Source organism: Rhodoferax sp. TS-BS-61-7, from assembly GCF_002943465.1.
Classification (GTDB): domain Bacteria; phylum Pseudomonadota; class Gammaproteobacteria; order Burkholderiales; family Burkholderiaceae_C; genus Allorhodoferax.
Window position 1 is genome coordinate 39,870 of record NZ_PTQY01000010.1, and the last position, 22,440, is coordinate 62,309.

The window sequence follows — 22,440 nt, forward strand, 5'->3', positions numbered from 1 at the left end:
TCAAACGCGCCATGCCAACGCCCACTTTCTTTGCCACCCCACCCTCTTCCGCTCGTGCCTCACCGCAAAAAAGGCTCGGCGATTGACTGAAGGCGACAGATGTCACGAAGCATCGATAGCGACCGCGTTCCGCGTTGGAGTGCTGTCATCGAGAGTCGAAACCAAACGCTCCCCGCGGGCCAGCCGTTGTTGGATGTCGTCCAGCACCGGTAGCAGGTCCGCGACCGAGTCGACAACATAGTGCGCTCCAGCGCCATATAGCTTGTCGGCCGCCGCCGTGCGTCTTGCGATCTGCTGCTCCTCTGAAAGAGCCTGCCAGTCCGCGAGCGATAGGCCCATGGCGTTTCCGCTGACGCACACGCCCACGGTCCAAGTCCCTGCATTGAGCCCTTCTTCGATGCCAACTTCCGTGTCATCCACTTTGACGACGGTCGAGGGCCAGCAAATACCCAGCTCTGCGAAAGTGCGCCACATCATCAGGGGGGTGGGACGGCCGGTGACGAGATCTCCTGCGCACACCAGGCTGTCGGGCACAAAACCGCCACGGGCGGCGATTGCTGACACCACCTCCATGATTGGCCGGTTATAGCCTGTGGTGGAGCCGACTTTGAGGCCCCGTTCACGCAGGGCAGCCACAACTTCTAGCGCTCCCGGAATGAAGTCCGAGAAGTCAGGCACCACGGCCGCGTTCATCGGCGTGAAAACCTCGTAGAGGCGGTCTACATCAGCATCGCTCATGGGCTGGCCGTATCGGGCCAGCCACTGCGTGGCCACGTCGGGCAGAAGCCCTAAGGCGCGGATGTGGTCCCACTTGGCCATGCCCATGGGGCCTCGCGCCTGTTCGATGCTAAGTGTGATGCCGAACTGCTCAAACAGGCGCACAAAGGCGCCCATGGGCGCGCGGGAGCCGAAGTCCAGCAAAGTGCCTGCCCAGTCGAAGACGACTGCGCTCAATTGGTCCTGGGCGGTGGAAACGGGGGAGGATTGGAGGGTGGTCTTCATGGAATGGTTTGAGAATTGGAGACAGTTACCAGGCAGCGAACACGTCTTCGGCGATGCCGAAGGCAGTACTCGCGCCGGTTCCGCTGGTGACGAGGACGAGGCGCGTGGCATCGTCCAGGGAGTCGATCAGGCAATCGCGGGTTGCTGAAGACGGGTAGGTGCCGACCCACCGTGCGGTCACCGTGGCCTGTTGAAGCTTCAGCGTCTCGCGCAGGTGGCGCAGGATCAGTGCATCCACATGCTCCTGCGCGAAAGGTTCGGGCGCCGCGCCGTAGTGATGGGAGTCGCCCACGACCAGCGAACCATCGGCGCTTTGCACCACGATGAGGTGGATACCGTGGGCCAGCGATTCGGCCTCTTCGCGCTGCAGTTGAGCCAGCAGCGCTGCGGACTCGGGCAACTGGCTGTAGCCGTGGTAGCGCACCAGGCTCAGATCACCCATCACGGATCCCGGCAGCCGGAACCCCGGCTCCGGCGTGACACGCAGCATCTGCAATTGGCAAAGGCGCAACTCTTGCTCAACCAGCCGATCGGCGAACAGTCCATGCAGCTCAGTGTTGGTGCAGATGGCCACGCGCTCCGCGTGCAGCACGCTACGTGAGGTGCAAACGCGTGGAGTGTCCACTTCCAGCACGGCTTCGCCGAAGCGAAAAACAACGCCGTGTTGCTCAGCCAGCCAGCGCGCGAGCAGGCCAATGGCTGTGCGTGATTCCACGCGCAGGTCGTGCGGGCTGTAGAGCACGGCCCGCGCTTCGTCCAGTTGCAGAACCGGCGCACGCTGACCCGCTTCGGCCGGAGTAAGCAGTTCACAGCCGTCACCCATCTCGGTGCGCATGAACGCGTCCAGGACCGCGTGGGCCAGCGGCCGCCGCGCGCTGAGATACAGGCCGCGGTGCAAAACCTCGATGCCGGCTTGCGGGGCTACCGCGTCCCAGACTTCGCGGGAGCGGCGCGCCCGGCGCCACGTGCTACCGGCCCCCTGGCCGGTGACGGTGATGAAGCCAAAGTTGCGGATCGACGCGCCGACGCAGGCCGCGTCGCGCTCGACCACGCAGACCTTGAGGCCTCGGCATGCCGCCGTATAGGCATGGGCCAGACCGACGATGCCGGCGCCCACGACGATCAGGTCGAAGTGCAAGCGTTCGCTGGTGGATGTGTGAAGGATGTTTGTCATTTCAAGCCTCGGTGAGATGAGCGCCAATGAAGTTGCGCCCACGTGTGCCCGTGAGTGCGTGTGCGACCATCCGTTCGGCCTCGGTGTCCGACACGCCGTAGTCGGCGAAGCGCGTACCTACACCGAGCCCTTCGATAAAGGCCGAAAGACGCCCCGGTGCTTCGGTTAGCGGGCCGAGCGCTTGGGCCAGCACAGCATCACGTTGGGCATCACGCCCGATGGCCCGTGCCAGCACCAGGGGCAAGGGAAAGGCGCAGGCGATTCCGTGCGGCAAACCATGGCGCAACGTCATTTCATAGGAAATCGAATGCGCCAGGGCTGTGCGCGTATTGGAGAAAGCCATGCCTGCCTTGAGCGCGGCCAAGGCCATTCGACCTCGCAGTTGCACGTTGTGCAGCGCACCCATCAACGCAGGAAGCGTGGTGAAAATATCCTGAACTGCGGCTACAGCGAAGGTGTCGGATAACGGATTGGCGTTGACGTTCCAGATCGCTTCCAGCGCATGCGACAAAGCATCGAGCCCGCTCTGCAGCGTGACGGAAGCAGGCAGCGACAGCATAAGCTCCGGGTCGAGCAGCGCAACCGATGGCCAGGTCTGCGGCAGATGCAGCGAATATTTTTTCTGTGCCGCTTGGTCCCAGATCGTTGCCCAAGGTGTCACCTCGCTGCCTGTGCCTGCGGTGGTGGGCACGGCAATGAGCGGCTTGAGCCGCGTCGGCGTGAAGTGCTTGCCGGCAGCGAGTGCTTCGACGAGTTCGTCAAATCCGCCATCCTCCGTGCCCACCATCAACGCTTTGGCGGTGTCGATGGCGCTGCCCCCACCCAGGGCGATGAGCAGGTCGGCCTGCTCCGGGGCGCCCCAGAAGGATTCGTAGAGCGCGCGCAGTTCGCGCACATCGGGATTGGGCCGCACGTCGTCGATGACCTGGACCAGCGAGGGACCCAGAAGCCGCTCGATCCGCTGCACCAGCCCCAGTGCGCGGGCTTCCGGGAAAGTGACAAGTGCCGCTTTGCGGCCTTCGACCAGTTCAGGCAGTGATGCCAGCGAACCGGCTCCGTAGATGCTGCGAACGGGGTTAAAAAAATCGTTAGCCATGGATTGTTTCAGGATGAAGAGAAAGCATGGTTCAACACCAGGTCGAACACGTCGAAATTGCGCAGGCGGCGACTCGCGTCCACGCCCTGCAGGGGTCGGTTGAACAGCAGCGGCACCTTCTGCTCGATCAGGCCGCCGTGGGAGCGCAGCGGCACGTCCAGCGCACTCAGATCGTGGTCGTCCGGTCGGGTACCAAACACGGTCAGGTGATCGCCCAATACCACCCAGTCGCCAATGCGGTCCACCGGCAGTTCGAAGCGCTGCGCAGCTTCGTCGCGGGGCAGCACCTGCGCTACGCCTGGCAGCCTGCTCAACAGGTCGCGCACGCTCGACCCGGAGGTTGCGGTCGTGTAGATGGTTGCAAACGAGCCCAGCGCACCGTGGTGCACGACGTATGGGTCGGTGATTGGCAGGATCACGCGCGTGCTGCCAGTGCCCAGGCTTTCATCCAGAATCTGCTGCAGGTAGAGCACCTGGGGCTGGCCGGCCGCGTCGGTCTTCGCACTCATGCCATGGTCGGCCGTCAGGCCGATGACCGCGCCCAGCGCATCCATGCGCGCCAGATAGCCGTCCATCATGGCGTAAAAGGCGTTGGCCTCCGCCGTACCGGGTGCGGCCTTGTGCTGCACGTAGTCGGTGGTCGACAGGTACATCAGGTCGGGGCGGCGCGTCTGCAGCAGGGCCACGCCGGCGGCAAAGACGAACTCGCTGAGATCGGCGCTGTAGACCGATGGCAGCGGACGGCCGACGAGGCTTAAAACCTCGTCAATGCCGCTGTCGGCCACCGTTGCCTGGTCGGCCTTTTCGGCCGAGAAGCAGATGCCGCGAAGGCCGTGCCCGAGCAGACGGCGCAACTTGTCCTTGGCCGTCACGGCTGCGACCACGGCACCCGCTTCCGCGAACGCAGCCAGCAAGGTGGGCGCGCGCAGGTAGGCTGGGTCGTTCATCATCACCTCACGTCCGTTCGCCACGTCGTAGAAATAGTTGCCGCAGATGCCGTGCACCGAAGGCGGAACGCCCGTGACGATCGAGACGTTGTTGGGATTGGTGAAGCTGGGCACCACACTGTCGCCGGTGCGCGCACCGCATTGCGACAGCACGCTGTCCAGCCAGGGCGTGACGCCGGCGCGTCGGGCCTGCACAAGGTAGTCGGGCTCGCAGCCATCGACACACACCACGACCACGGGCGCTAGCGGCCAGGCGTAGCGGCGCCCATTGACCTCGATATCTTGTTGGGAATGGGTCATCACAAAAATTCTTCAAAAAGGCAAATGAACGGGCACTCGCGCATGGGCACAGTGCGTGCCTGGCCAAAGCCAGGTGCGCGGCAATACGCGGTCAGATGAAGCGCTTGCGCACCTTGGCCGACACCACGTCGATCAGCGACACCGTGACCACCAGGATCAGCAGCACTGCTGCAGTCTGGCCGTACTGGAAGCTGCGGATCACCTCGTACAGCACCACACCGATGCCGCCCGCCCCTACCATGCCAACCACCGAGGCCGAGCGCACGTTCGACTCGAAGCGGTACAGCGTGAAGCTGAGCCACAGCGGCAGCACCTGCGGAATGACACCATGGATCACCTCCACCAAGCGGTGACCGCCGGTAGCGCGGATGCCTTCGACCGGGCGCGGGTCGATGGCTTCCACGGACTCGGAGAACAGCTTGGCCAGCGTGCCGGTGGTGTGGATCGCCAGGGCCAGCACCCCCGCGAAGGGGCCGAGCCCGACGGCGACGATAAACAGCATCGCGAACACCATCTCGTTGATGGCGCGGCAGGCGTCCATCAGGCGGCGCATGGGTTGGTACACCCAAGCTGGCGCCACGTTCGAAGCACATAGCAGGCCTGCGGGTACGGCGGCCACCAGGGCCAGTACCGTACCCCAGATTGCGATGTGCACCGTGACCAGCATTTCCTTGGCGTAGATTCGCCAGTCGCGGAAGTCCGGTGGAAAAAAGTCGCTGGCGTAAGTGCCGATGTTGCCGGCGTCGCGAACCAGGTCCAGCGGCCGGATTTCGGCGCCGCGCCAGGCCCAGGCAAGCACGCCAAACACGGCCGCCCACACCACGTAGGTCAATACGCCTGGGCGTTCGCTTTCGGCGCGTGCCCGCAGGCGCTCCAGTGCAGCCGTGCTGGGCACGGCGCGGTCGAAGGTCGTGGCGTTCACAGCTTCAAGGCCGCCAGCTTGGCGTCAATCTCAGCCAATTGCTTGGCACGCGCCGCAACGTCCAGCGAGGCGTCGTTCTCGACCTTGCTACGGTCCTTGAACAGCTCCAGTTGTCGAATCGGTACCAGTTGTTCGTTACTGGACTCACGGAAGCCGCCGTAGTTGTAGATGTTCTTGAGGATCGTCTTTTCTTGCTCGTCGGTCTTGGCGTAGTTCAGAACAAAGCTCTTGATCTTGGCCTTGACCGCCGGGTCCAGGTCCTTGCGCCAGACAAAGGGGTCGCTCGGGATCAGCGGGCTTTCCCATAGCACACGCAACTGGCTGGCCAACTCAGGCTTGTTGGCCTTGAGTTTGTCCAACTCTTCGGTGTTGTTGGTCGCCACGTCAACTTGGCGGGCCAGGACGGCCTGAATGTTGGCGCCATGGCTGGCATTACGTGCCGTCTTGAAGGCCGTGCGGTAGTCGATCTTGTTCTGGGAGAACAGGTAAAAAGTCGGAACGAGAAAGCCGGAGGTGGAGTTTGGGTCGCCAATACCGAAGTTCAGCGACTTGCCGTTCTTCACCACGTCGTCCCACGACTTCAGCGGGCTGTCTTGGCGCGTGATCAGCAAGCTTTTGTAGCCGAAGCTGCCGTCGGCAAACATAACCTGAGCAAAAACCTCACCGTTGGCGCGGTCCACGGCTTCCATGGCCGCTTTGTTGCCGTACCAGGCGACCTGAATCTTGTTGAAGCGCATGGCTTCGATGACGCCCGCATAGTCGGGAGCATAGAAGGACTTGACGCTCAGGCCTGTCTTTTTCTCCATGTCCTTGAAAAAGGGCTCCCAGCGTTCACGCTGGGTCGAGGCCGAGTCAGTGGCGATGATGCCGAAATTGATCTCCTGCGCGTTGGCGAGGGCAGCGGCGGCCGACAGGGCGGCGATGGCAAGGGTGCGGAGTTTGAACATGAAATTTCCTTTTGGGGTTGGGATGAAAGGGAGGCGAGTTCTGGCGTTAGGCCGCCAGCGCCAGCGGGGGTCTGTCGCTAACGGGGGTTTCAGTGCCGGGTTCGTGCAGCAGTTCTGCTGCAGCTGTGCCATAGAGGTTCTGCAGGAATGCCGGCGTCAGCGCATTGCTGGGGCCGTCATAGACCAGAGCGCCATCGCGCAGAGCAACCACGCGGTCGCAGTAACGCTGCGCCAGTGCCACGTGGTGCAAGCTCACGACCAGCGTCATACCTGACTCACGGTTCAAGGCCGACAGGTGCTCCATCACGCGGTGGGTGGACTGCGGGTCCAGGGACGCGACCGGCTCATCAGCCAGTACCAGTTCGGCGCCTTGCAGGAGAACGCGGGCGATGGCGGCACGTTGCTGCTGCCCACCCGAAAGCGTGGATGCGCGCTGGAAGGCTTGTGGCATCAGGCCAATGGCATCAAGTGCGTCCAAGGCCCGCGCTTGGTCGGTTTGGTCGTATCGGCCGGTCAGTGCACGCCACAGCGGCGCCTCCGCGGCCAAGCCCGTCATCACGTTGTTCATCACGCTCAGACGGCCGACCAGGTTGAATTGCTGAAAAATCACGCCGATGCGCCGCCGTAGGGCGCGGATGTCTGGGCTGAGCCGACCCTTTGCCTGCAGCAACTGGCCGAAGGCTTCGATACGGCCACCATCCGGGTCGGTGGTTTCGAGCCCGCACAGGCAGCGGATCAGCGTCGACTTGCCTGAACCGGAGGCTCCCAGCAACGCCACGCGCTCACCGCGCCGGACCTCTAAAGACACATTGCGCAGTGCCTGATGACTGCCGTAACTTCGATTGACAGAGCTTGCGCTCAAGACGATGGGATTCATGAAATTGGGGCCTCACAACAGGAATGACGGCAGTGTTTCGGCGCCCCATGACGGTTTAGTGACAACCAAAGTCTCTTGAGCTATTTAGTTCATTCAAAAATTTGTCATCAACTATTGATTCAATCTATGTGTTCATCTAGCCCAACCTGAGTCCGCCTCCAAACATTCATGCGACTGACACAACTGCGCTCCTTCCACGCGGTGGCCACCACCGGCAGCTTCACTGCGGCGGCTCGAAGCCTGCATGTCAGCCAGCCCACGGTGACGACTCAAGTGGGCCAACTGGAAGTTCTCTACGGTGTCGAGCTCTTCCACCGCGCGGGGCGCGGGGTTCGCCCCACTGAGATGGGCGAACACCTGATGACCTTGTCTCGGCAGATCTTTGGCTTGGAAGCGGAGGCCGTGCAGTTGCTGCGAGAGTCGGGGGTGCTTCGCACTGGCCACCTGCGTGTGGCGGCGGTCGGACCGTCGCACGTCACGCGCATGCTGGTGGCGTTCAACCAGCGCTATCCGGGCATCAAGGTATCGGTGAGCACCGGCAATTCGCAAGAGGTGCTGGACCGCCTGGCGGATTACAGTGCCGATGTAGGTGTACTCGCGCAGGTTGCTCGCGACGAGCGCTTCGTATCCGTGCCATACAGCGAGCATGCAGTGACGATCATTTGTTCGGCGCAGCATCCCTTTGCAAAGCGGCGCAGCATCCGCATTGGCGAGTTGCAGGGCGAGAGGCTAATCCTTCGCGAATCGGGTTCTACGACCCGCAAGGCCATCGAGACGGCACTGGAGGTGGCGGGTGTAAAGCCCGATGTCGTTATGGAGATCGCCAGCCGCGAGATCATCCGCGAAGCGGTGCTTCAAAACGTCGGTGTGGCGGCCGTCTCAGAGGTGGAGTACGTGCCAGGTCCCGGATTGCGCGCAGTGCGGCTTAACAACGCCAAGGTACGCACCTATGCGCACGTGGTTTGTTTGTCAGAGCGTCAGAACAGCGCCATGGTTCGTGCCTTTGTGCAATGCGCGCAGGAAACCCGGCCTTTGGGGGAAGTCGGCGCTTAGCAGCATGCGTTCGAACCGTCGCTCCCCACTAACAGATATGAAAACCCTGCTTTTGATTTCGATGACTCGATCGACATGTTGTGGTCACACACAGCATCGACCGTCCACTCCCCTCAGAATTCTTTCAGCCAAGGAGGATCAAGTGGAAAAACTGTATTAACGTGTCGAAAGTTCAGGAATGGTCGGCAGTGGTTACTGTTGACGAACATGGGGTGCGAATAGTGCTGAGCAAAGTCCTTTGGACACGTTCGCGTGGACGCGCATTAGTGGCAATAGCTTATGTTGAGTAGCGCGTCGGGGGGCTAAATCCTACAAGCGGACATAGACAATCCGCCACCCAAAACGGGCCTTCATATCTTGTATCTCACCGCGCAATAGGGAACATTCAAGCCCGATGTCCCAGGTCGCGCCTATAGCGCCCCAGCCATTGCATCATGAAATGGGTAAGGAATATGCACAGACCCATGACGGCCAGGCAATGGCCAAAGAAGCCCGCGACGGACTCTTCAAAGTTCCACCAATCCAGCGTCATTTGAAATAAAAGCCGGTAGCGCAGGTTCAAAGCCAGCGCGCTGTAGATTCCCTGGGCGGCAATAGTTGTAGCAACCAGGCGCAGGATCACCGTACGCATTGCACTCGGCTTCGCAATGCGAAACAACCTGCTGGCGACAGCCATCAACAGTGGCCAGCGCAGCCCCAGATGGATGGCCACGATGACCAGCAGCCAATAGGCAACTCCAACGTGGATTTGCCGCGCAGTGAAATCGTCATCGAGGCGAAGTCCGGCAAACAGCGTCTCGGAAATCACCAGACTGGTCGCCAACAGCGCCAACATTCCGGTCAGCAGAACCAAGGTCAAGGCAATGTTGAACTTGCCGCGCTGCACACCTGGTCCCTTATTCGCCAGCGTGGCGAACCAGCGTCTATGGAAGATATTGTGAACAACGATCAACAGGAACATGCCGGTCCCGGCCATTTCATGCGCCGCATTGCCCTGCCAATAGTAGGCAAAAGCAAACAGCAGCAAGCCGGCAGCCACACCGTCCAGCGCCAGCCGAAGGAAAAAGACACGGTTCAAAGCAGGGTTCCTTCCGATCTGCCGGCCTATTCCACCGGCTTGCCGCGGAACTCGGACAAGCGTTTGGCCGTGTACAGGTACTGGCTGTCTTTCTGCGACGCATGGCAGGCCATGCAGCGCGCGGTGTTTTCCTGCAGGTTGATGGTCCGGTCTGGTTTGAACCACTGGTACTGCCAATCGCCGGTGCGGCGGCGTTCCTCAAAGTCATTGCCCCAACCTGCGCCTTTCTCCATCACGAAGTAGCGAAAAATCTTCTCGTCCCGGTAGTCCGCCAGCACGAAATGTGTGCCGTTGGGCACTGGCAGGCCTTTCTGGATGGCCTCGATGGCCGCGCGTGTGGTGGAGATGTGTTCCGTCACCTCGCCGCGGCGCACGGTGGTGTAGTGCACCAATTCGTCCAGCTTGGGAAAGGTAACGCGGTTGGGCTCTGCCTGCGCCTGCAGGCCTGCAAAGCACACGGCCAGGGCGACGCCTATGGTCGCCAGTGCGCCCAAGCGTACAAATGTCTTGGTGAATCGCTTCATGGAGTTTTCCTGAGTTGTTGTTGCCAGAATTGCGTAGCGTGTTCAACCCAGCCCTGCGCCGGGGTGCCTTGGCCGGTGCCGAACCCGTGCGCCACGCCAGGGTAGGTGTGGAACTCCACCGGGGTTCCTATTCGCCGCAGCGCGTTCAATCGGGTTGCCATGGCCGCAGGCGGCGCAATGCCATCGCGCTCGCCCACCACCACAAACGTGGGCGGCTCGGACGCGGCCACCTCTGTGTGGCTGGTGTACGCCATCACCACCACCGATGGCTTGGGCAAGTGCTGCCCGCCAATGGCCGCCGCCATACGTGCGCCCGCAGAACTGCCCCACAGCGAGTAGCCCGCGGTGCTGACCTGCAGCGCGCTGGCGTTCTGGAAGATGTAGGAAACCGCGGTGGCGACGTCTTCTGTCGCCACCTGTCCGCCTTCGCCCGCGCGGTACTTCAGCACGAAGGCATTGAGCCCCTGCTGGCTGATCGCTTGGGCGTACGGAAAGCCTTCATGCACCGAGCCCACATAGGCGAAGCCGCCGCCGGGTGCAATGACTGCGAAGGGGGCACCGGGCTTGCCCCGAAAGAAGAAGAGCCCGGTATGGCGCAAGGCAGGGTGGGCCAGTTTCTCGCCTTCGGTGTGGAAGTCATAGAACACGGTGCGGCCCGCGTTGGTGTCGTCCACCATGCGGTTCAGTGCGCCCACCACCACGCCAGGGTTCACCTCGCTGTGGTACGGCAAGAGTTGCCCGATGTCGGCCAGCGGCATGGCCGCGTCGTAGGCCCGCCCATCCCACGGCAACAGGCGCGGGCCAAAGCCGCGAAAGGCAGGATGACTCAGCAAGGTGCCTAGGCTGTCCGTTGGGCGCAAGTGAGGGAACTGAGGCTGGACACCCCCCTCACGGGCCGCGTGCACCACCGCCCCTGCCATGGAGGCGAGCTCCACCTCCCGGGCCTCGCCCAAGGGCAAGGCCAGCAGCATGGGAATCACTCTGCTGGCCAGCTTCCGGGCGCGCACGGGCCAGCCCCATACGGCGATGGCTTTCCCGTTGGCTTGGGGTGTGCGCGCCATAGTCTGCTTAGCGCAGGGGTGCTTCCACACCGCTGTAGGCCTGTACCACCGCAGGCAGGCGGTCGCCCTGCACCGTGATGCCAGCCAGGCCTGTGTTCAGCACCTGCAACTCGTTGGCCGAGAAGACGACATCCGCCGCACCGATGTTGTCGAGCATGTGGGCTATCTGGGTGGTACCGGGAATCGGCACGATCCAGGGCTTTTGCGCCAGCAGCCACGCCAAGGCAATGCGGGCAGGGGTGGTGTTTTTGCGTTCCGCCCAGGTCTTGAGCAGGCGCACCAGTGCCATGTTGTGCGCAAGGTTCTCAGGCGCGAAACGTGTTTCAGTTTTGCGGAAGTCGCCGTCGGCAAACCGGGTGTTCTGGTCCATGGCGCCTGTCAGGAAACCCACGCCCAGCGGGCTCCAGGGCACAAAACCAATACCCAGCTCCTGGCACAGGGGCAGCACTTCCTTTTCCGGGCCACGCCAAAGCATGGAATATTCGCTTTGCACCGCAGCCAGTGGCAGCTCGGCATGGGCCCGGCGCAAGGTGCCCAAACCCATCTCGGACAGGCCCCAGTGCAACACCTTGCCCTGGGCTTTCAAATCCTTGATGGCGCCGGCCACATCTTCAATCGGCACCTGTGGATCAACCCGGTGCTGGTACAGCAGGTCAATGCGGTCGGTGCGCAGGCGCTTGAGCATGCCTTCCACCGCCAGCTTGATATGAGCCGGGCGACTAATAAGGCCCGGCCCCCGGGCGCCCGTCTGCAGGTCGATGTTCCAGCCGAACTTGCTGGTGATCACCACTTTGTTGCGGAACGGTGTGATGGCCTCGCCCAGAATGCGTTCGCACTCGTGCGGACCATAGGCCTCCGCCGTGTCAAAGAAGGTGACGCCGTGTTCATAGGCCGTGCGGATGATGTTGATCATCTCCGGCCGTGCAGGAATGGTGGTCTGGTAGGTGCGGGCCATGTTCTGCACGCCCAGGCCGATGCTGGACACTTCCAGTGGCCCCAGTTTTCTGCGGCCGGTCAATGGCCCGGTACGCGCTTGGGCTTGCGCGTTGGCGTTCCCCAGCAGACCGGCACTCCCCACGGCCACGCCAGACGCTGCTACTGCGGACGCTTTGAAGAAGTTGCGTTTTTGCACATCCAGATTTGCATCATTCATAAGTAAGTCCTTCGGTTTGAATCTTTGGGATTTCTCTCTTGGGGAAGATGGCTGTGGCAGCCACTACCTCCTCGGTGTATGGGGCGAACTGTAAGCAGCCAACCCGCATCTGAATAGCTGCAAATCATTTGTTGGATTAGCATCCATAAAGGGATAATTAGTTGAAACAGAGGGGCACTAATGGCCATCAACGAACTGCGTTCTGTGACGACATTCATCAAGGCTGCCGAGCTGGGCAGCCTGCGCAAAGCCGCGCAGGAGCTGGACATCAGTCCCCAGGCCGCCAGCAAGGCCTTGGCGCAACTGGAGAGGCATCTGGAGGCCCGGCTGTTCCACCGCACCACACGCGTCATGTCACTCACCGACGCGGGCCAGCGGCTGCTGGAAGATGTACAGCCCGCGCTCTTGGGGGTACAGCGCGCCCTGAAAAAAGCCAAGTCCACCACAGACGAGATTGCGGGCCCCCTGCGTATTACCGGCCCCCGCACCACGTTCCAGCCCATCCTCTGGCCCCTGATCGAAGAGTTTTGCGACCGCTACCCCGGCATCCAGCCCGATGTGCTGCTGGAAGACCGCGTGGGCAATTGGGTGGAGGACCGCGTGGACGTGGGCTTTCACATGGGGCGCTCGCCGCACGAGGGCGTCATTGCCCGCAAGCTGTTCCCACTGCAGCTGCTGGTGTGTGGCTCGCCCGACTACTTTGCGCGCTACGGCGTGCCCGATTCACTGGCGGCATTGGCCAACCACCGCTGCAGCGTGTTCCGGCACCCCGGTACCGGAAAACTCGCCCCCTGGCACCTGCGGCTGGACCAGCAACCCATTGAGCAGCCCGTGGCTCCCGCCATCATCAGCAACGACGAAACGCTGGAGCTACACGCCGTACTGGCTGGCAAAGTGCTGGGGCAGCTAGCCGGTGCCACCGCAGCGCCCTACATACGCGCCGGCAAGCTGGTGCCCATTCTTTTGAACCACATGTCGGACGTTGGCAGCTACTTTGTGTACTTCGGCAGCCGCCAATCACAACCCGCCCGCGCCCGGGCATTTGTAGACCTGGTGGTGGAGCGCCTCACCGACAGCGCCACCTATGTGCTGTCCAACAAGGAGCTGGCTCGCACTAAAGCACAGCTTCCAAACTTGGTGCGTGCATTCAAGAGCCTGGCCACCGGGTGAAGTTGAAGTCAGTTGCGCTGTTGCCGGTAAGCCGACTTCATTGAGCACCCACAACCCCATCCAGATTCGCTGGCAATTGCGCAGCAGATCAACATAGCGCAACCGAGCAGCTTGCTTCACGCAGCCTCATCCGCTATCTATTTCATAGCTGCTTGCGCAATATCCACGGGCTTAAACTGCCAATTTATCTCCCAAACATCGCCCGATAATCCCGCGGCGACAGCCCCAGCTGTTGCTGAAAATGGTGCCGCAGCGCCTGCAGGCTACCCAGCCCCACCTCGGTGGCGATGCGCTCCACCGGCAGCGCGCTGCCTTCCAACAAGCGCTTGGCGTGCTCCACACGTTCGGCCACCACCCATTGGCCGGGGGACTGGCCGGTGAGCTCCACAAAGCGGCGCAAAAAAGTGCGCGGGCTCATGGCCACGCGGCTGGCCATCTGGTCTACCGTCCACGGCGCTTGCAAATCAGTGCGTATCTGCTCCAGCAGTTGCACCAGGCGCTGGTCGCCGTCTTGCGGCACGGGGCGCTCAATGAACTGGGCCTGGCCACCGCTGCGATGTGGCGGCATGACCAGGCGACGCGCAACGCTGTTGGCGGCGTCCACGCCAAAGTCGCTACGCACGATGTGCAGCATCAGGTCCATGCCCGCGGCACTACCGGCAGAGGTGTAGATGCGCTCGCCCTCGGCATACAACACGCTGGCGTCTACCTCCATGCTCGGGTGCCGGGCCTGTAGCGCCTTGGCGTAGCGCCAGTGGGTGGCGGCGCGCTGGCCGTCCAGCAGGCCGGTGGCGGCCAGCACAAAAGCGCCGGAGCAGATGGACGCCAGCCGCGCGCCGCGCTGCCAGGCCGCTCGCAAGCGCTGGCTGAGTTCGTCTGGCACGGGTACCTGCGCGCCCTTCCACCCGGCCATGACGATAAGGTCGGCCTGCTCCAGCAGGCTGGCGTCACCATCGCTAGTGAACTGCAAGCCGCCGTGCGCGCGCAGCGGGCCGGGTTCGATGGCGGCGCTAGCAAAGCGGTACCAGCCGGGCCCCATCTCAGGCCGGGCCAAGCCAAATATCTCGGCCACGATGGAGAACTCGAAGGTGCACAGGCCGTCGTACACCGGGGCGACGACCAGCGGGCCGGTAGTGGTGTGCGCAATTTGCGTGCTGGGCGCAGTGGCAGATTTTGGCGTGATTTTTGTCATAAATGTCTTTTACGCCAATTGTAGGAAGCAGCCTGCGCCAACACCATAGGGGCATCGAATCACCCACCGGAGAACCTCACATGCCGACCGCAGTCACCGCCATTCCCGCCGCCCCTTCCGCCTTGGCCGAGGCACACTTTGCCGCTGAATTCACCTTTGAGGCCGACTGCTGGGACACCCACGACGCGCTGGCCCAAGGGGCCGACTTTGTGCTGCTGGACGTGCGCTCCCCTGCCCTGTTTGCACGCGGCCATGTACCCGGCGCCATCAATCTGCCGCACGGCAAGATGGTTGAAAGCAAGATGGCCCATTGGCCGGCCGACACCCTGTTTGTGACCTACTGCGCCGGGCCCCACTGCAACGGTGCGGCCCGCGGCGCGCTGCGACTGGCACGCCTGGGGCGGCCAGTGAAGATCATGGCGGGTGGCATTACCGGCTGGCTGGACGAAGGGTTTGCACTGGCCACGGGCGAAGCATGAGCGTTGCTTACCCCGTCAATACGCTATGGTATTGATAGCTGCTCGCGCAATAGCCATAAGCGCTAGAGGCCAATTTGGCACTTAAACACCCTGTGCCAGCCGGTGCTGCGCGGCTTGCTGGCGGATGGCGTCACGCGCGCTATCGTCCAGCCGAGCCACGTTTTTGAGCTGCATGGCCATGCGGGCGTTGGGCTTGAGCAATGCTTCGTGCTGGATCAAAAAGTCCCGATACAGCGTGGTGAACGGGCAGGCTTGCGGGCCGGTGGATTGGGCGGGGTCGTAGCGGCAGCCCTGGCAGTGGTTGCTCATGCGTTGGATGTATTTGCCGCTGGCCACATAGGGTTTGCTGGCCATCAGCCCACCGTCGCCAAACTGGCCCATGCCCAGTGTGTTCGGTAGCTCTACCCACTCCACCGCGTCGACGTATACCGCCAAGTACCAGGTGTGCACGGCTTGCGGCCGCACCCCCAGCAGCAGCGCATACAGCCCGGTCACCATCAGGCGTTGGATGTGGTGGGCGTAGCCGTGCTCCAAGGTTTGGCCAATGGCGTCTTTGAGGCAGGCCATGTCGGTGTCACCGGTCCAATACCAGGCGGGCAAGTCGGCCTGCGCGCCCAGCGCGTTGCGCTCCAGGTAATTGGGCATTTGGGTCCAGTAGATGCCGCGCACGTATTCGCGCCAGCCCAAGATTTGCCGCACAAACCCCTCCACCGCCGCCAACGGCGCGTGGCCCGTACGGTAGGCGTCTTCGGCGGCTTGCACCACTTCACGCGGGTTGATCAGCTTGAGGTTGAGCGCGCAGCTCAGGTGCGAGTGGTAAAGCCAGGCCTCGCCCGCCCACATGGCGTCTTCATACTTGCCAAACAGCGGCAAGCGCTCGGTGATGAAGGCGTGCAGGGCCTGCAGCGCCTGCGGGCGCGTCACCGGCCAACCAAAACTGTGCAGCGTGCCGGGGTGGCTGGCAAAACGTGTGTTGACCAGGGTGATGACGTCTTGCGTGACGGCGTCCGGCGCAAAGCGGATGGGTGGCGGCACCTGCTGCGGCCCGGCCTTGCCAAAGGACTCACGGTTGTCGGCGTCAAAGTTCCACTGCCCGCCCACAGGGGCTTTGCCGTCCATCAAGATGCCATGTTTTTGGCGCAGCGCGCGGTACCAGTACTCCAGGCGCAGCTGTTTGCGGCCCTGGGCATGGGCCGCAAACTCACGCACGGTGCTGAAGAAGTGTGTGTCGTCGCGCAGGTCCAGCGGCAGTTGGTGCTGGGTGGCCACGGTGCGCAGGCTGTGCAGCACGCGCCAGTCGCCCGGCGCGGTGAGCACCAGGCCTGCAGGCTGCAGCGCGGTAATGTCCCGCTGCAGCACGGTGGCCAGCGTGCCAGGGTTGTTGTTGTCGTCCAGCGCGGTGTAGCGCAGCGGCAGGCCACGTGCGCGCAAGTCCTCCGCAAAGTGGCGCATGGCGCTCAAAAACACCGCCGTGCGCTGCTTGGCAGACCACACATGGGTGGACTCATCTGCCACCTCGGCCATCCACTCCACGTCTTGCGCCGGGTCAAAACCGTCGAGTGCGGACGACTCCGCATCCAACTGGTCGCCCAGCACGATGACCAAGTGGCGCACCTGGGCGGGCATAGGCGTGGCAGGCATTGCGTTCAGTGAGTTCATTTTTTGGCCCTGCAGGCGTCGGAGCAGTAGCGCACCGCGTCCCAGTTTTTGGCCCAGGCCTTGCGCCAGGTCATGGTGCGGCCGCACACGGTGCACGGTTTGCTGGGCAGCGACTGTTTGTTGCCCTTGAAGCCGTTTTTGGCATTGTTGTTCATGGGTGCCTTGCGGGTGTCAGCCAAACAGGTCGCCCTGGGGCGATGGCGTGTCGGCGGTTTTGGCACGGGGCTTTGCAGCCAACTTGCGCCGCTGGCCAGAGGGCGGCAGGCCGCTTTTGCGCGAGCCGTGCCGTGCCTGCACATCGCCCGCCTCTGCACGCGCCTCCTGGGTTTGGCGCAGGCCGTACATGCGGTCTTTGGCAGCCTTCATGGCACGTTTGTCATCCACCACCGGGGCTGGGTAGTCGGTACCTATGTGGCAGCCCGCCATGTTCTGCACGCTGGCGTCCATCTTCCAGGGCTCGGCCAGATACGGCAGTGGCACGCGGGCCAGCTCGGGCACCCAGCGGCGGATGAACACGCCCTCGGGGTCCTGGTCTTGCGCCTGTTTGGTGGGCGAGTACATGCGCAGCGTGTTGATGCCGGTGGTGCCGCTTTGCATCTGCATCTGGCTCCAGTGGATGCCGGGCTCAAAGTCCAAAAACTGCCGCGCCAAAAACAGGCCCGGCTCGCGCCAGTGCAGCCACAGGTGGTAGCTGGCAAAGCTCACCAGCATGGCGCGCATGCGAAAGTTCAGCCAGCCCGTAGCCCGCAGCGAGCGCATGCAGGCGTCCACCATGGGGTAGCCGGTGCGGCCCTCACACCAGGCGGCAAAGTGGTCGTCGTTGAAGTCGTCTTCCCGCAGGCCGTCGCACACGCGTGCAAAGTTGTAGAACTCAATGCCTGGCTCGTCTTCCAGCTTTTGCATAAAGTGGCAATGCCAGCGCAGCCGCCCGGCAAAGCCGCGCAGCGCGTGGGCCAAGGTGCGGTCGGGGGTGGTGGCAATCGTCACCTCGGTAGCTTGGTGCACCGTGCGCAGGGAAAGCGTGCCAAAAGCCAGGTGCGGGCTCAGGCGGCTGCAGCCGTCTTGGGCCGTGAGTGGGCTGGAGAGGGCCTTGCGGTAGTCGTACCCCCGCTCGGCAAAAAACGTCTGCAGGGTGCGGCGTGCGGCTTTTTCTCCGGCGCGCTGAAGCTGCCTGCCATGCGGCGCAAAGCCCAATTCGGCCAACGTGGGCAGCGCGGGCTGGTCCAGCGGCGCAGCGGTGGCAAACCCGCCCTCCAGCAGTTGCAAGGGCGCATCCATGCGCGCCTGCCAGCGCCCTGCCCAGCCGCTGCGGCTGCGCAGGCGGCGCACCACACCGGTCTGGGTGAATTCTTGCCACGCCACCTGGTGCGCCTGGCACCACTGACCCACCTGCACATCGCGGCGGTAGCTCCAGCCGGGGCCGGTTTCCTCGTGGCTCAGCAGTTGGCCAAAGCCCAGCTCGGCATGCAGCGCGGTGAGCACCGGGAGCGTTGAGCCCATGCGCACCAGCAGCGGCATGCCACGCGCGGCCAGCGCGGCGCGCAGCTCGTCCAGGCAGCGCAACACAAAGTCCACGTGCTGCGCATCACACTCGGGGCTTTGCAGCCATTCGGGTTCGATGATGAAGAGGCCCGCTGCATCGCCGCAGCGCTGCGCCGCAACCAGGGGCGCATGGTCGTGCACACGCAGGTCGCGCTTGAACCAGACCAGGGCGCGCAGGGCCTGCATGGCGATGGCCTGTGCGGACTAACGCCGCGGTTCCGGCGCTTGCGCCAACAAAGCGGCGCGCAGCTCGGGGCGTTTGGTTTTGGGGTCCAGCCAGATTTTGAAAAAGGCTTCGCTAAAGGCCGCGTCTGCGGTTTCGCCTAGCAACTTGCCGTTGAGGAAGAAACGCGCGCCCTCCCCCGGCAGGTGCACACCCACCAGTTGGTCGCCCGACTTGACGTCCACAAACAGCGTCTCCATCCATTTGGACCACGCCAGGATTTGCTCTGGCGACGAGGTGCTGATGCGCTGCAGCTCAATCAACGAGGTGTTGGTAATGTCGCGCCCCTTGATGGTCGTGGCGTACCGGATATCGAGCGCAAACGGGCGGGCGAAGCTGAAGGCTGCATCGGCGGCGGGCAGCCACAGCGTCGCGTCGTAGGCCTTAAAACCAAAGAACCGCAGCGTGCCAGTGCCTTTGGCTTGCCACTTGGGCCCATAAGGGGCCAGCTCGGCAGGGGCGGCCACTGTGGCCGGGGCAGCGGCGGGCGCGGCAGATTGGGCCCACACAGCCTGGGCAGACAGCAAAGCCAGGGCCGCGAACCAGGGCAACAGCAACCGGGCGGGCAATAGATGCAAGGGGTTCATGGGCGGATTGGGCTGGGCCCGGTTTAAAACCAAAAAGCCCAGGAATGCAGTGCAGTCCTGGGCAGCGAGCAAATCGGTCAGCGTTTACTTGGGCATGACCACGCTGTCGATCACGTGGATCACGCCGTTGTCAGCCACGATGTCGGTTTTGACAACCTTGGCGTTGTCCACCATCACCCCGCCGGTGGTGGAGATGGTCAGCTCGGAGCCCTGCACGGTTTTCACCTTGCCAGCACGCACGTCAGCCGCCATGACCTTGCCGGGCACCACGTGGTAGGTGAGGATGGCGGTCAGCTTGGCCTTGTCTTTCAGCAAGGCGTCCAGGTCAGCCTTGGGGATCTTGGCAAAGGCTTCGTCGGTGGGAGCAAACACCGTGAACGGGCCTTTGCCTTTGAGCGTGTCCACCAGACCTGCCGCGCCCAGCGCTGCGGCCAGAGTCTTGAAGCTGCCCGCACCTACGGCGGTATCCACAATGTCTTTGGCCTGGGCAGAGAAAGCCACACCCAAGGACAGAACAGATGCAATCAGAAACTTTTTCATCGATATCTCCGTGACGGTTAGATCAATCAAACGCACCAAAAATGTGGCGCAACCGGAATGTACATACCAATAAGTATCCATATGAACTTGATGGTATTTATTCATCCAAATTGGTTTTGTTTTTGCCGGAGCCGGCACATTGACCACCCGACGGACCGGAAAACCCTGCATCCACTACAGTGTCTAGTGCTACAGAAAAGAGGAGCCCGCAATGAAAATCGGTGAACTGGCCAAGGCCACTGGCACACAGGTGGAGACGGTGCGCTACTACGAACGCGAGGGCCTGTTGCCCACGCCCCTGCGCACCGAGGGCAACTACCGCATCTACGGTGCCAGCCACACCGAGCGGCTGTCCTTCATCCGCCACTGCCGCTCACTGGACATGACGCTGGGCGAAATCCGCACACTGCTGGGTTTTAAAGACGCGCCCGAGGACAACTGCGAACAGGTGAACGCGCTGCTGGACGAACACATAGGCCACGTGGCCCAGCGCATCAAGGAGTTGCGCGCGCTGGAGCGGCAGCTCAAAACCTTGCGCGAGCAGTGCCAGGTGACACAGGCCGCGGCGCACTGCGGCATCTTGAGCGAGCTGTCATCGGCAGCATCCCGCGCCCAACCGGCACAGGCAGCAGCGGGCCATGTGCATGGCAGTCACGCCCGAGGACAGCGGGCGCGCTGACGCCCCCTCATTACTCAATGCCGACCATGCCCGCATCCGGGTAGCGCGCCCCGGCCACCTTGTCGGGGGCAAACATCTGATCTAGCTCGGCAACGTCTGCAGCGCTCAGTGTGATGTCTGTGGCCGCTGCGTTTTGCTCCAGGTAGGTGATGCGCCGGGTGCCGGGAATCGGAATGACATGCGGGTGTTTGTGCAGCAGCCAAGCCAGCGCAATCTGTGCGTTGGTGGCGCCACGTACCTCGGCAAAACGCCCCAGGGCCTCCACCAGCAGACGGTTAGCCGCTTCGGCATCACCGTTGATGCGCGGGAGGATCTTGCGGAAGTCGTTGCTGGCCAGCGCTGTGGTGTCCAGCGTGCCGGTGAGGAAGGCGCGGCCCAGCGGGCTGTAGGCCACAAAACTGGTGCCCAGCTCGGCACAGGTCTGCAGCATCTCCTGCTCGGGCTCGCGCGCCCACAGCGAATATTCGCTCTGCACAGCGGCAATCGGGTGAACCGCACTGGCCTTGCGCAAGCTGCCGGCCGACACCTCGGACAGGCCAATCTGCCGCACTTTGCCGGCCTGCACCAGTTCGGCCATGGCACCCACCATCTCTTCCATCGGCACCTCGGGGTTGCGCCGGTGGCAGTAGTACAGGTCAATGGTGTCCACCTGCAGACGGCGCAGCGAAGCCTCGCAGGCGCTGCGGATGTAGGCCGGCGTGTTGTCGATGCGGCGCTCGTATTGACCCTCCTGGCGCACGATGCCAAATTTGGTGGCCACCACCAGTTGCTGGCGCAGCGCCGGCCCGCTTTGGGCGATGAAGCGGCCCAGCAGGCTTTCGTTGTGGCCAAAGCCGTAGGTGTCGGCCGTGTCCCAGAAGTTGATGCCCAGCTCCAGCGCGCGCTGCAACGTGTGCAGCGACTGCGTGTCGTCGCTGGCGCCGTAAAACTCGCTCATGCCCATGCAGCCCAGCCCGAGGGCGGCCACGGGGGTATGGGCCTGGCCCAGGGTGCGGTGTTTCATGCGGGTGTCCTGTCATTGGTGGAACTGGAGGTGGCGCCAATGGCTTGCAACACCTGTGCCGGAATGCGGCGCGGCTTGAGGGTCTCGGCCCGCACACAGCCAATACGAATGCGGCCCTGCGCCAGCAGCGTGTCGCCGCGCCAGGCCTCTTGCACCAGCGCCATGCTGGCGGCGCCCTGCTCGACCACCTGCACGCTCACGGTAATGAGGTCATCCAGCTTGGCCGGCGCAAGGTAACGCATCTGCACCTCAGCCACGATAAAGATGGCACCGGTCGTGTCACGCAGTGCCTGTTGCTCCACGCCCGCAGCGCGCAGCCACTCGGTGCGCGCACGCTCAAAAAACTTCAGGTAGTTGGCATAAAACACCACGCCGCCCGCGTCAGTGTCCTCCCAATAAATGCGAATGGAAAAAGGATTGGGGATGTCGGGCACCGCAGCGGAACCTGCAGGTTGGCTCACAGCGTCTGCGCCAGTGCCAGCAACTGGTCGGTGGCCACGCCCCAGCCTTCGTGAAAACCCATGGCCTCGTGCTGGGCCTTGTCTTCGGCATTCCAGTGCAGCGCACGCGCGGTGTAACGTGTGTGGCCCTCAGCCGTGTCTTCCAGCGTAATCTCACCCACCATAAACGGCTTGGCCGGCACCCAGCCCGCCTGAAACGCATCGGTAAACACCAGCTTGCGGCCCGGCACCAGCTCCAGAAACACGCCTTCGTTGGGTGCCTGCTCGCCGTTGGGACCCACCATGTGGGTGAAGAAGCGCCCGCCACTGCGCAGGTCCATCACCGCTTCGCTCACGCCCCAAGGCTTGGGGCAAAACCACTGCACCAAGAGCGCAGGTTCGGTCCAGCAGCGCCAGACTTTGGCAGGCGCGACAGGCAGGGTGCGCTCCAGCGTGAGGATATGTTCGGCAGTGGCAAGGGTCATGGTCGTGCTCCTGGGTTTTGGCCGCAGTGTAGCGGACACCGCAGCTTGACCTGGACGCAAAAAAAGCGGGCCGTTTGGCCCGCTTTCATCGTGAAGGCAACCCGCAGGTTTACTTCTTTTTCTCCATCATCTTTTTGCATTCCGCCTTCATCTTGTCGTCCGCTTTTTTGTCGTCCATCTTTTTGCATTCTTCCATTTTCTTATCGTCCATCGCGCCCCCGTGGGAGGCAGCGAGTGCGCTGAAAGACAGGGTGGCAAAGGTTGCGGCAATCACAACTGACAGTAGCTTGTTCATGGGTAAACTCCA

25 protein-coding genes are annotated in these 22,440 nt (G+C 62.8%); 4 read left to right on the plus strand and 21 right to left on the minus strand.

The features are described 5' to 3' along the window. Positions 1 to 102: 102 nt before the first annotated feature. The 7 genes from phnX to phnC all read right to left on the minus strand — a co-directional run bounded on the left by phnX (position 103) and on the right by phnC (position 7,265). Positions 103 to 1,002, minus strand: coding sequence for a phosphonoacetaldehyde hydrolase (gene phnX, locus C5F53_RS19365; protein WP_105263051.1), 900 nt, complete (start codon positions 1,000 to 1,002; stop codon positions 103 to 105). A gap of 25 nt (positions 1,003 to 1,027) precedes the next feature. After that, positions 1,028 to 2,176 carry a TIGR03364 family FAD-dependent oxidoreductase gene (locus tag C5F53_RS19370; protein ID WP_105263052.1) on the minus strand — a complete coding sequence of 383 codons (1,149 nt, stop codon included), beginning with the start codon at positions 2,174 to 2,176 and terminating at the stop codon, positions 1,028 to 1,030. A gap of 1 nt (position 2,177) precedes the next feature. Further along, positions 2,178 to 3,272 (minus strand): iron-containing alcohol dehydrogenase PsrA, encoded by a 1,095-nt coding sequence (gene psrA / locus C5F53_RS19375; protein ID WP_105263053.1) that lies wholly within the window; start codon positions 3,270 to 3,272, stop codon positions 2,178 to 2,180. A gap of 8 nt (positions 3,273 to 3,280) precedes the next feature. Continuing rightward, positions 3,281 to 4,519, minus strand: coding sequence for a phosphonoacetate hydrolase (gene phnA, locus C5F53_RS19380; protein ID WP_105263054.1), 1,239 nt, complete (start codon positions 4,517 to 4,519; stop codon positions 3,281 to 3,283). 91 nt (positions 4,520 to 4,610) lie between these two features. Continuing rightward, the gene (gene phnE / locus C5F53_RS19385; RefSeq protein ID WP_370446760.1) at positions 4,611 to 5,351 is read right to left on the minus strand and encodes a phosphonate ABC transporter, permease protein PhnE; all 741 of its coding nucleotides are present in this window, start codon (positions 5,349 to 5,351) and stop codon (positions 4,611 to 4,613) included. Between the two features lie 86 nt (positions 5,352 to 5,437). Then, positions 5,438 to 6,388: a phosphonate ABC transporter substrate-binding protein gene (gene phnD, locus C5F53_RS19390; protein WP_105263055.1), complete on the minus strand. Its 951-nt coding sequence runs from the start codon at positions 6,386 to 6,388 to the stop codon at positions 5,438 to 5,440. Positions 6,389 to 6,434: 46 nt separating this feature from the next. Continuing rightward, entirely contained in the window at positions 6,435 to 7,265 is an 831-nt protein-coding gene (gene phnC / locus C5F53_RS19395; protein WP_105263056.1) for a phosphonate ABC transporter ATP-binding protein, read from the minus strand. Between the two features lie 168 nt (positions 7,266 to 7,433). On the opposite strand from phnC, the gene C5F53_RS19400 reads away from it, so the two are divergent. Further along, entirely contained in the window at positions 7,434 to 8,318 is an 885-nt protein-coding gene (locus tag C5F53_RS19400; RefSeq protein ID WP_105263057.1) for a LysR substrate-binding domain-containing protein, read from the plus strand. Positions 8,319 to 8,703: 385 nt separating this feature from the next. On the opposite strand, the gene C5F53_RS19405 is transcribed toward C5F53_RS19400, so the two are convergent. The 4 genes from C5F53_RS19405 to C5F53_RS19420 are packed head-to-tail and all read right to left on the minus strand — an operon-like array spanning position 8,704 to position 12,134. Further along, a complete protein-coding gene (locus tag C5F53_RS19405) occupies positions 8,704 to 9,396 on the minus strand; it encodes a DUF4405 domain-containing protein (protein WP_105263058.1) in 693 nt (230 codons plus the stop codon). Between the two features lie 26 nt (positions 9,397 to 9,422). Then, positions 9,423 to 9,920, minus strand: a complete 498-nt coding sequence (locus C5F53_RS19410) for a cytochrome P460 family protein (RefSeq protein WP_105263059.1) — start codon at positions 9,918 to 9,920, stop codon at positions 9,423 to 9,425. Then, on the minus strand, positions 9,917 to 10,981 hold the full coding sequence (locus C5F53_RS19415) for an alpha/beta hydrolase (protein WP_201740900.1): 1,065 nt from the start codon (positions 10,979 to 10,981) through the stop codon (positions 9,917 to 9,919). The genes C5F53_RS19410 and C5F53_RS19415 overlap by 4 nt, the downstream gene beginning before the upstream one ends. A 7-nt stretch (positions 10,982 to 10,988) precedes the next feature. After that, positions 10,989 to 12,134: an aldo/keto reductase gene (locus tag C5F53_RS19420; protein WP_105263060.1), complete on the minus strand. Its 1,146-nt coding sequence runs from the start codon at positions 12,132 to 12,134 to the stop codon at positions 10,989 to 10,991. Between the two features lie 180 nt (positions 12,135 to 12,314). Between C5F53_RS19420 and C5F53_RS19425 the strand changes: the two genes are divergently transcribed. Next, positions 12,315 to 13,304, plus strand: a complete 990-nt coding sequence (locus C5F53_RS19425; RefSeq protein ID WP_105263061.1) for a LysR family transcriptional regulator — start codon at positions 12,315 to 12,317, stop codon at positions 13,302 to 13,304. A 184-nt stretch (positions 13,305 to 13,488) separates the two neighbouring features. Here the strand turns inward: C5F53_RS19425 and ftrA are convergent, their stop codons facing one another. After that, positions 13,489 to 14,496, minus strand: coding sequence for a transcriptional regulator FtrA (ftrA, locus tag C5F53_RS19430; protein WP_105263062.1), 1,008 nt, complete (start codon positions 14,494 to 14,496; stop codon positions 13,489 to 13,491). Positions 14,497 to 14,576: 80 nt separating this feature from the next. On the opposite strand from ftrA, the gene C5F53_RS19435 reads away from it, so the two are divergent. After that, entirely contained in the window at positions 14,577 to 14,975 is a 399-nt protein-coding gene (locus tag C5F53_RS19435; protein WP_105263063.1) for a rhodanese-like domain-containing protein, read from the plus strand. 81 nt (positions 14,976 to 15,056) lie between these two features. Here the strand turns inward: C5F53_RS19435 and C5F53_RS19440 are convergent, their stop codons facing one another. The 5 genes from C5F53_RS19440 to C5F53_RS19460 all read right to left on the minus strand — a co-directional run bounded on the left by C5F53_RS19440 (position 15,057) and on the right by C5F53_RS19460 (position 19,526). Then, a complete protein-coding gene (locus C5F53_RS19440; protein ID WP_236635451.1) occupies positions 15,057 to 16,634 on the minus strand; it encodes a cryptochrome/photolyase family protein in 1,578 nt (525 codons plus the stop codon). After that, positions 16,631 to 16,789, minus strand: coding sequence for a DUF2256 domain-containing protein (locus C5F53_RS19445; protein WP_105263065.1), 159 nt, complete (start codon positions 16,787 to 16,789; stop codon positions 16,631 to 16,633). Before C5F53_RS19445 ends, C5F53_RS19440 begins: the two co-directional genes overlap by 4 nt. A 16-nt stretch (positions 16,790 to 16,805) precedes the next feature. Beyond that, a complete protein-coding gene (locus C5F53_RS19450; RefSeq protein WP_105263066.1) occupies positions 16,806 to 18,362 on the minus strand; it encodes a deoxyribodipyrimidine photo-lyase in 1,557 nt (518 codons plus the stop codon). A gap of 18 nt (positions 18,363 to 18,380) precedes the next feature. Further along, positions 18,381 to 18,986, minus strand: coding sequence for a chalcone isomerase family protein (locus C5F53_RS19455; protein WP_105263067.1), 606 nt, complete (start codon positions 18,984 to 18,986; stop codon positions 18,381 to 18,383). An 84-nt stretch (positions 18,987 to 19,070) separates the two neighbouring features. Then, positions 19,071 to 19,526, minus strand: coding sequence for a fasciclin domain-containing protein (locus C5F53_RS19460; protein ID WP_105263068.1), 456 nt, complete (start codon positions 19,524 to 19,526; stop codon positions 19,071 to 19,073). 211 nt (positions 19,527 to 19,737) lie between these two features. On the opposite strand from C5F53_RS19460, the gene cadR reads away from it, so the two are divergent. Then, the gene (gene cadR, locus C5F53_RS19465; RefSeq protein WP_105263069.1) at positions 19,738 to 20,205 is read left to right on the plus strand and encodes a Cd(II)/Pb(II)-responsive transcriptional regulator; all 468 of its coding nucleotides are present in this window, start codon (positions 19,738 to 19,740) and stop codon (positions 20,203 to 20,205) included. 10 nt (positions 20,206 to 20,215) lie between these two features. Here cadR and C5F53_RS19470 read toward each other — a convergent pair whose 3' ends face one another. From C5F53_RS19470 to C5F53_RS19485, 4 genes are all read right to left on the minus strand, one after another. Then, the gene (locus tag C5F53_RS19470; RefSeq protein ID WP_105263070.1) at positions 20,216 to 21,208 is read right to left on the minus strand and encodes an aldo/keto reductase; all 993 of its coding nucleotides are present in this window, start codon (positions 21,206 to 21,208) and stop codon (positions 20,216 to 20,218) included. After that, on the minus strand, positions 21,205 to 21,669 hold the full coding sequence (gene ybgC, locus C5F53_RS19475; protein WP_105263071.1) for a tol-pal system-associated acyl-CoA thioesterase: 465 nt from the start codon (positions 21,667 to 21,669) through the stop codon (positions 21,205 to 21,207). Before ybgC ends, C5F53_RS19470 begins: the two co-directional genes overlap by 4 nt. After that, positions 21,666 to 22,133: an SRPBCC family protein gene (locus C5F53_RS19480; protein WP_105263072.1), complete on the minus strand. Its 468-nt coding sequence runs from the start codon at positions 22,131 to 22,133 to the stop codon at positions 21,666 to 21,668. The genes ybgC and C5F53_RS19480 overlap by 4 nt, the downstream gene beginning before the upstream one ends. 109 nt (positions 22,134 to 22,242) lie before the next feature. Beyond that, positions 22,243 to 22,428, minus strand: coding sequence for a hypothetical protein (locus C5F53_RS19485; RefSeq protein ID WP_105263073.1), 186 nt, complete (start codon positions 22,426 to 22,428; stop codon positions 22,243 to 22,245). Positions 22,429 to 22,440 lie beyond the last annotated feature (12 nt).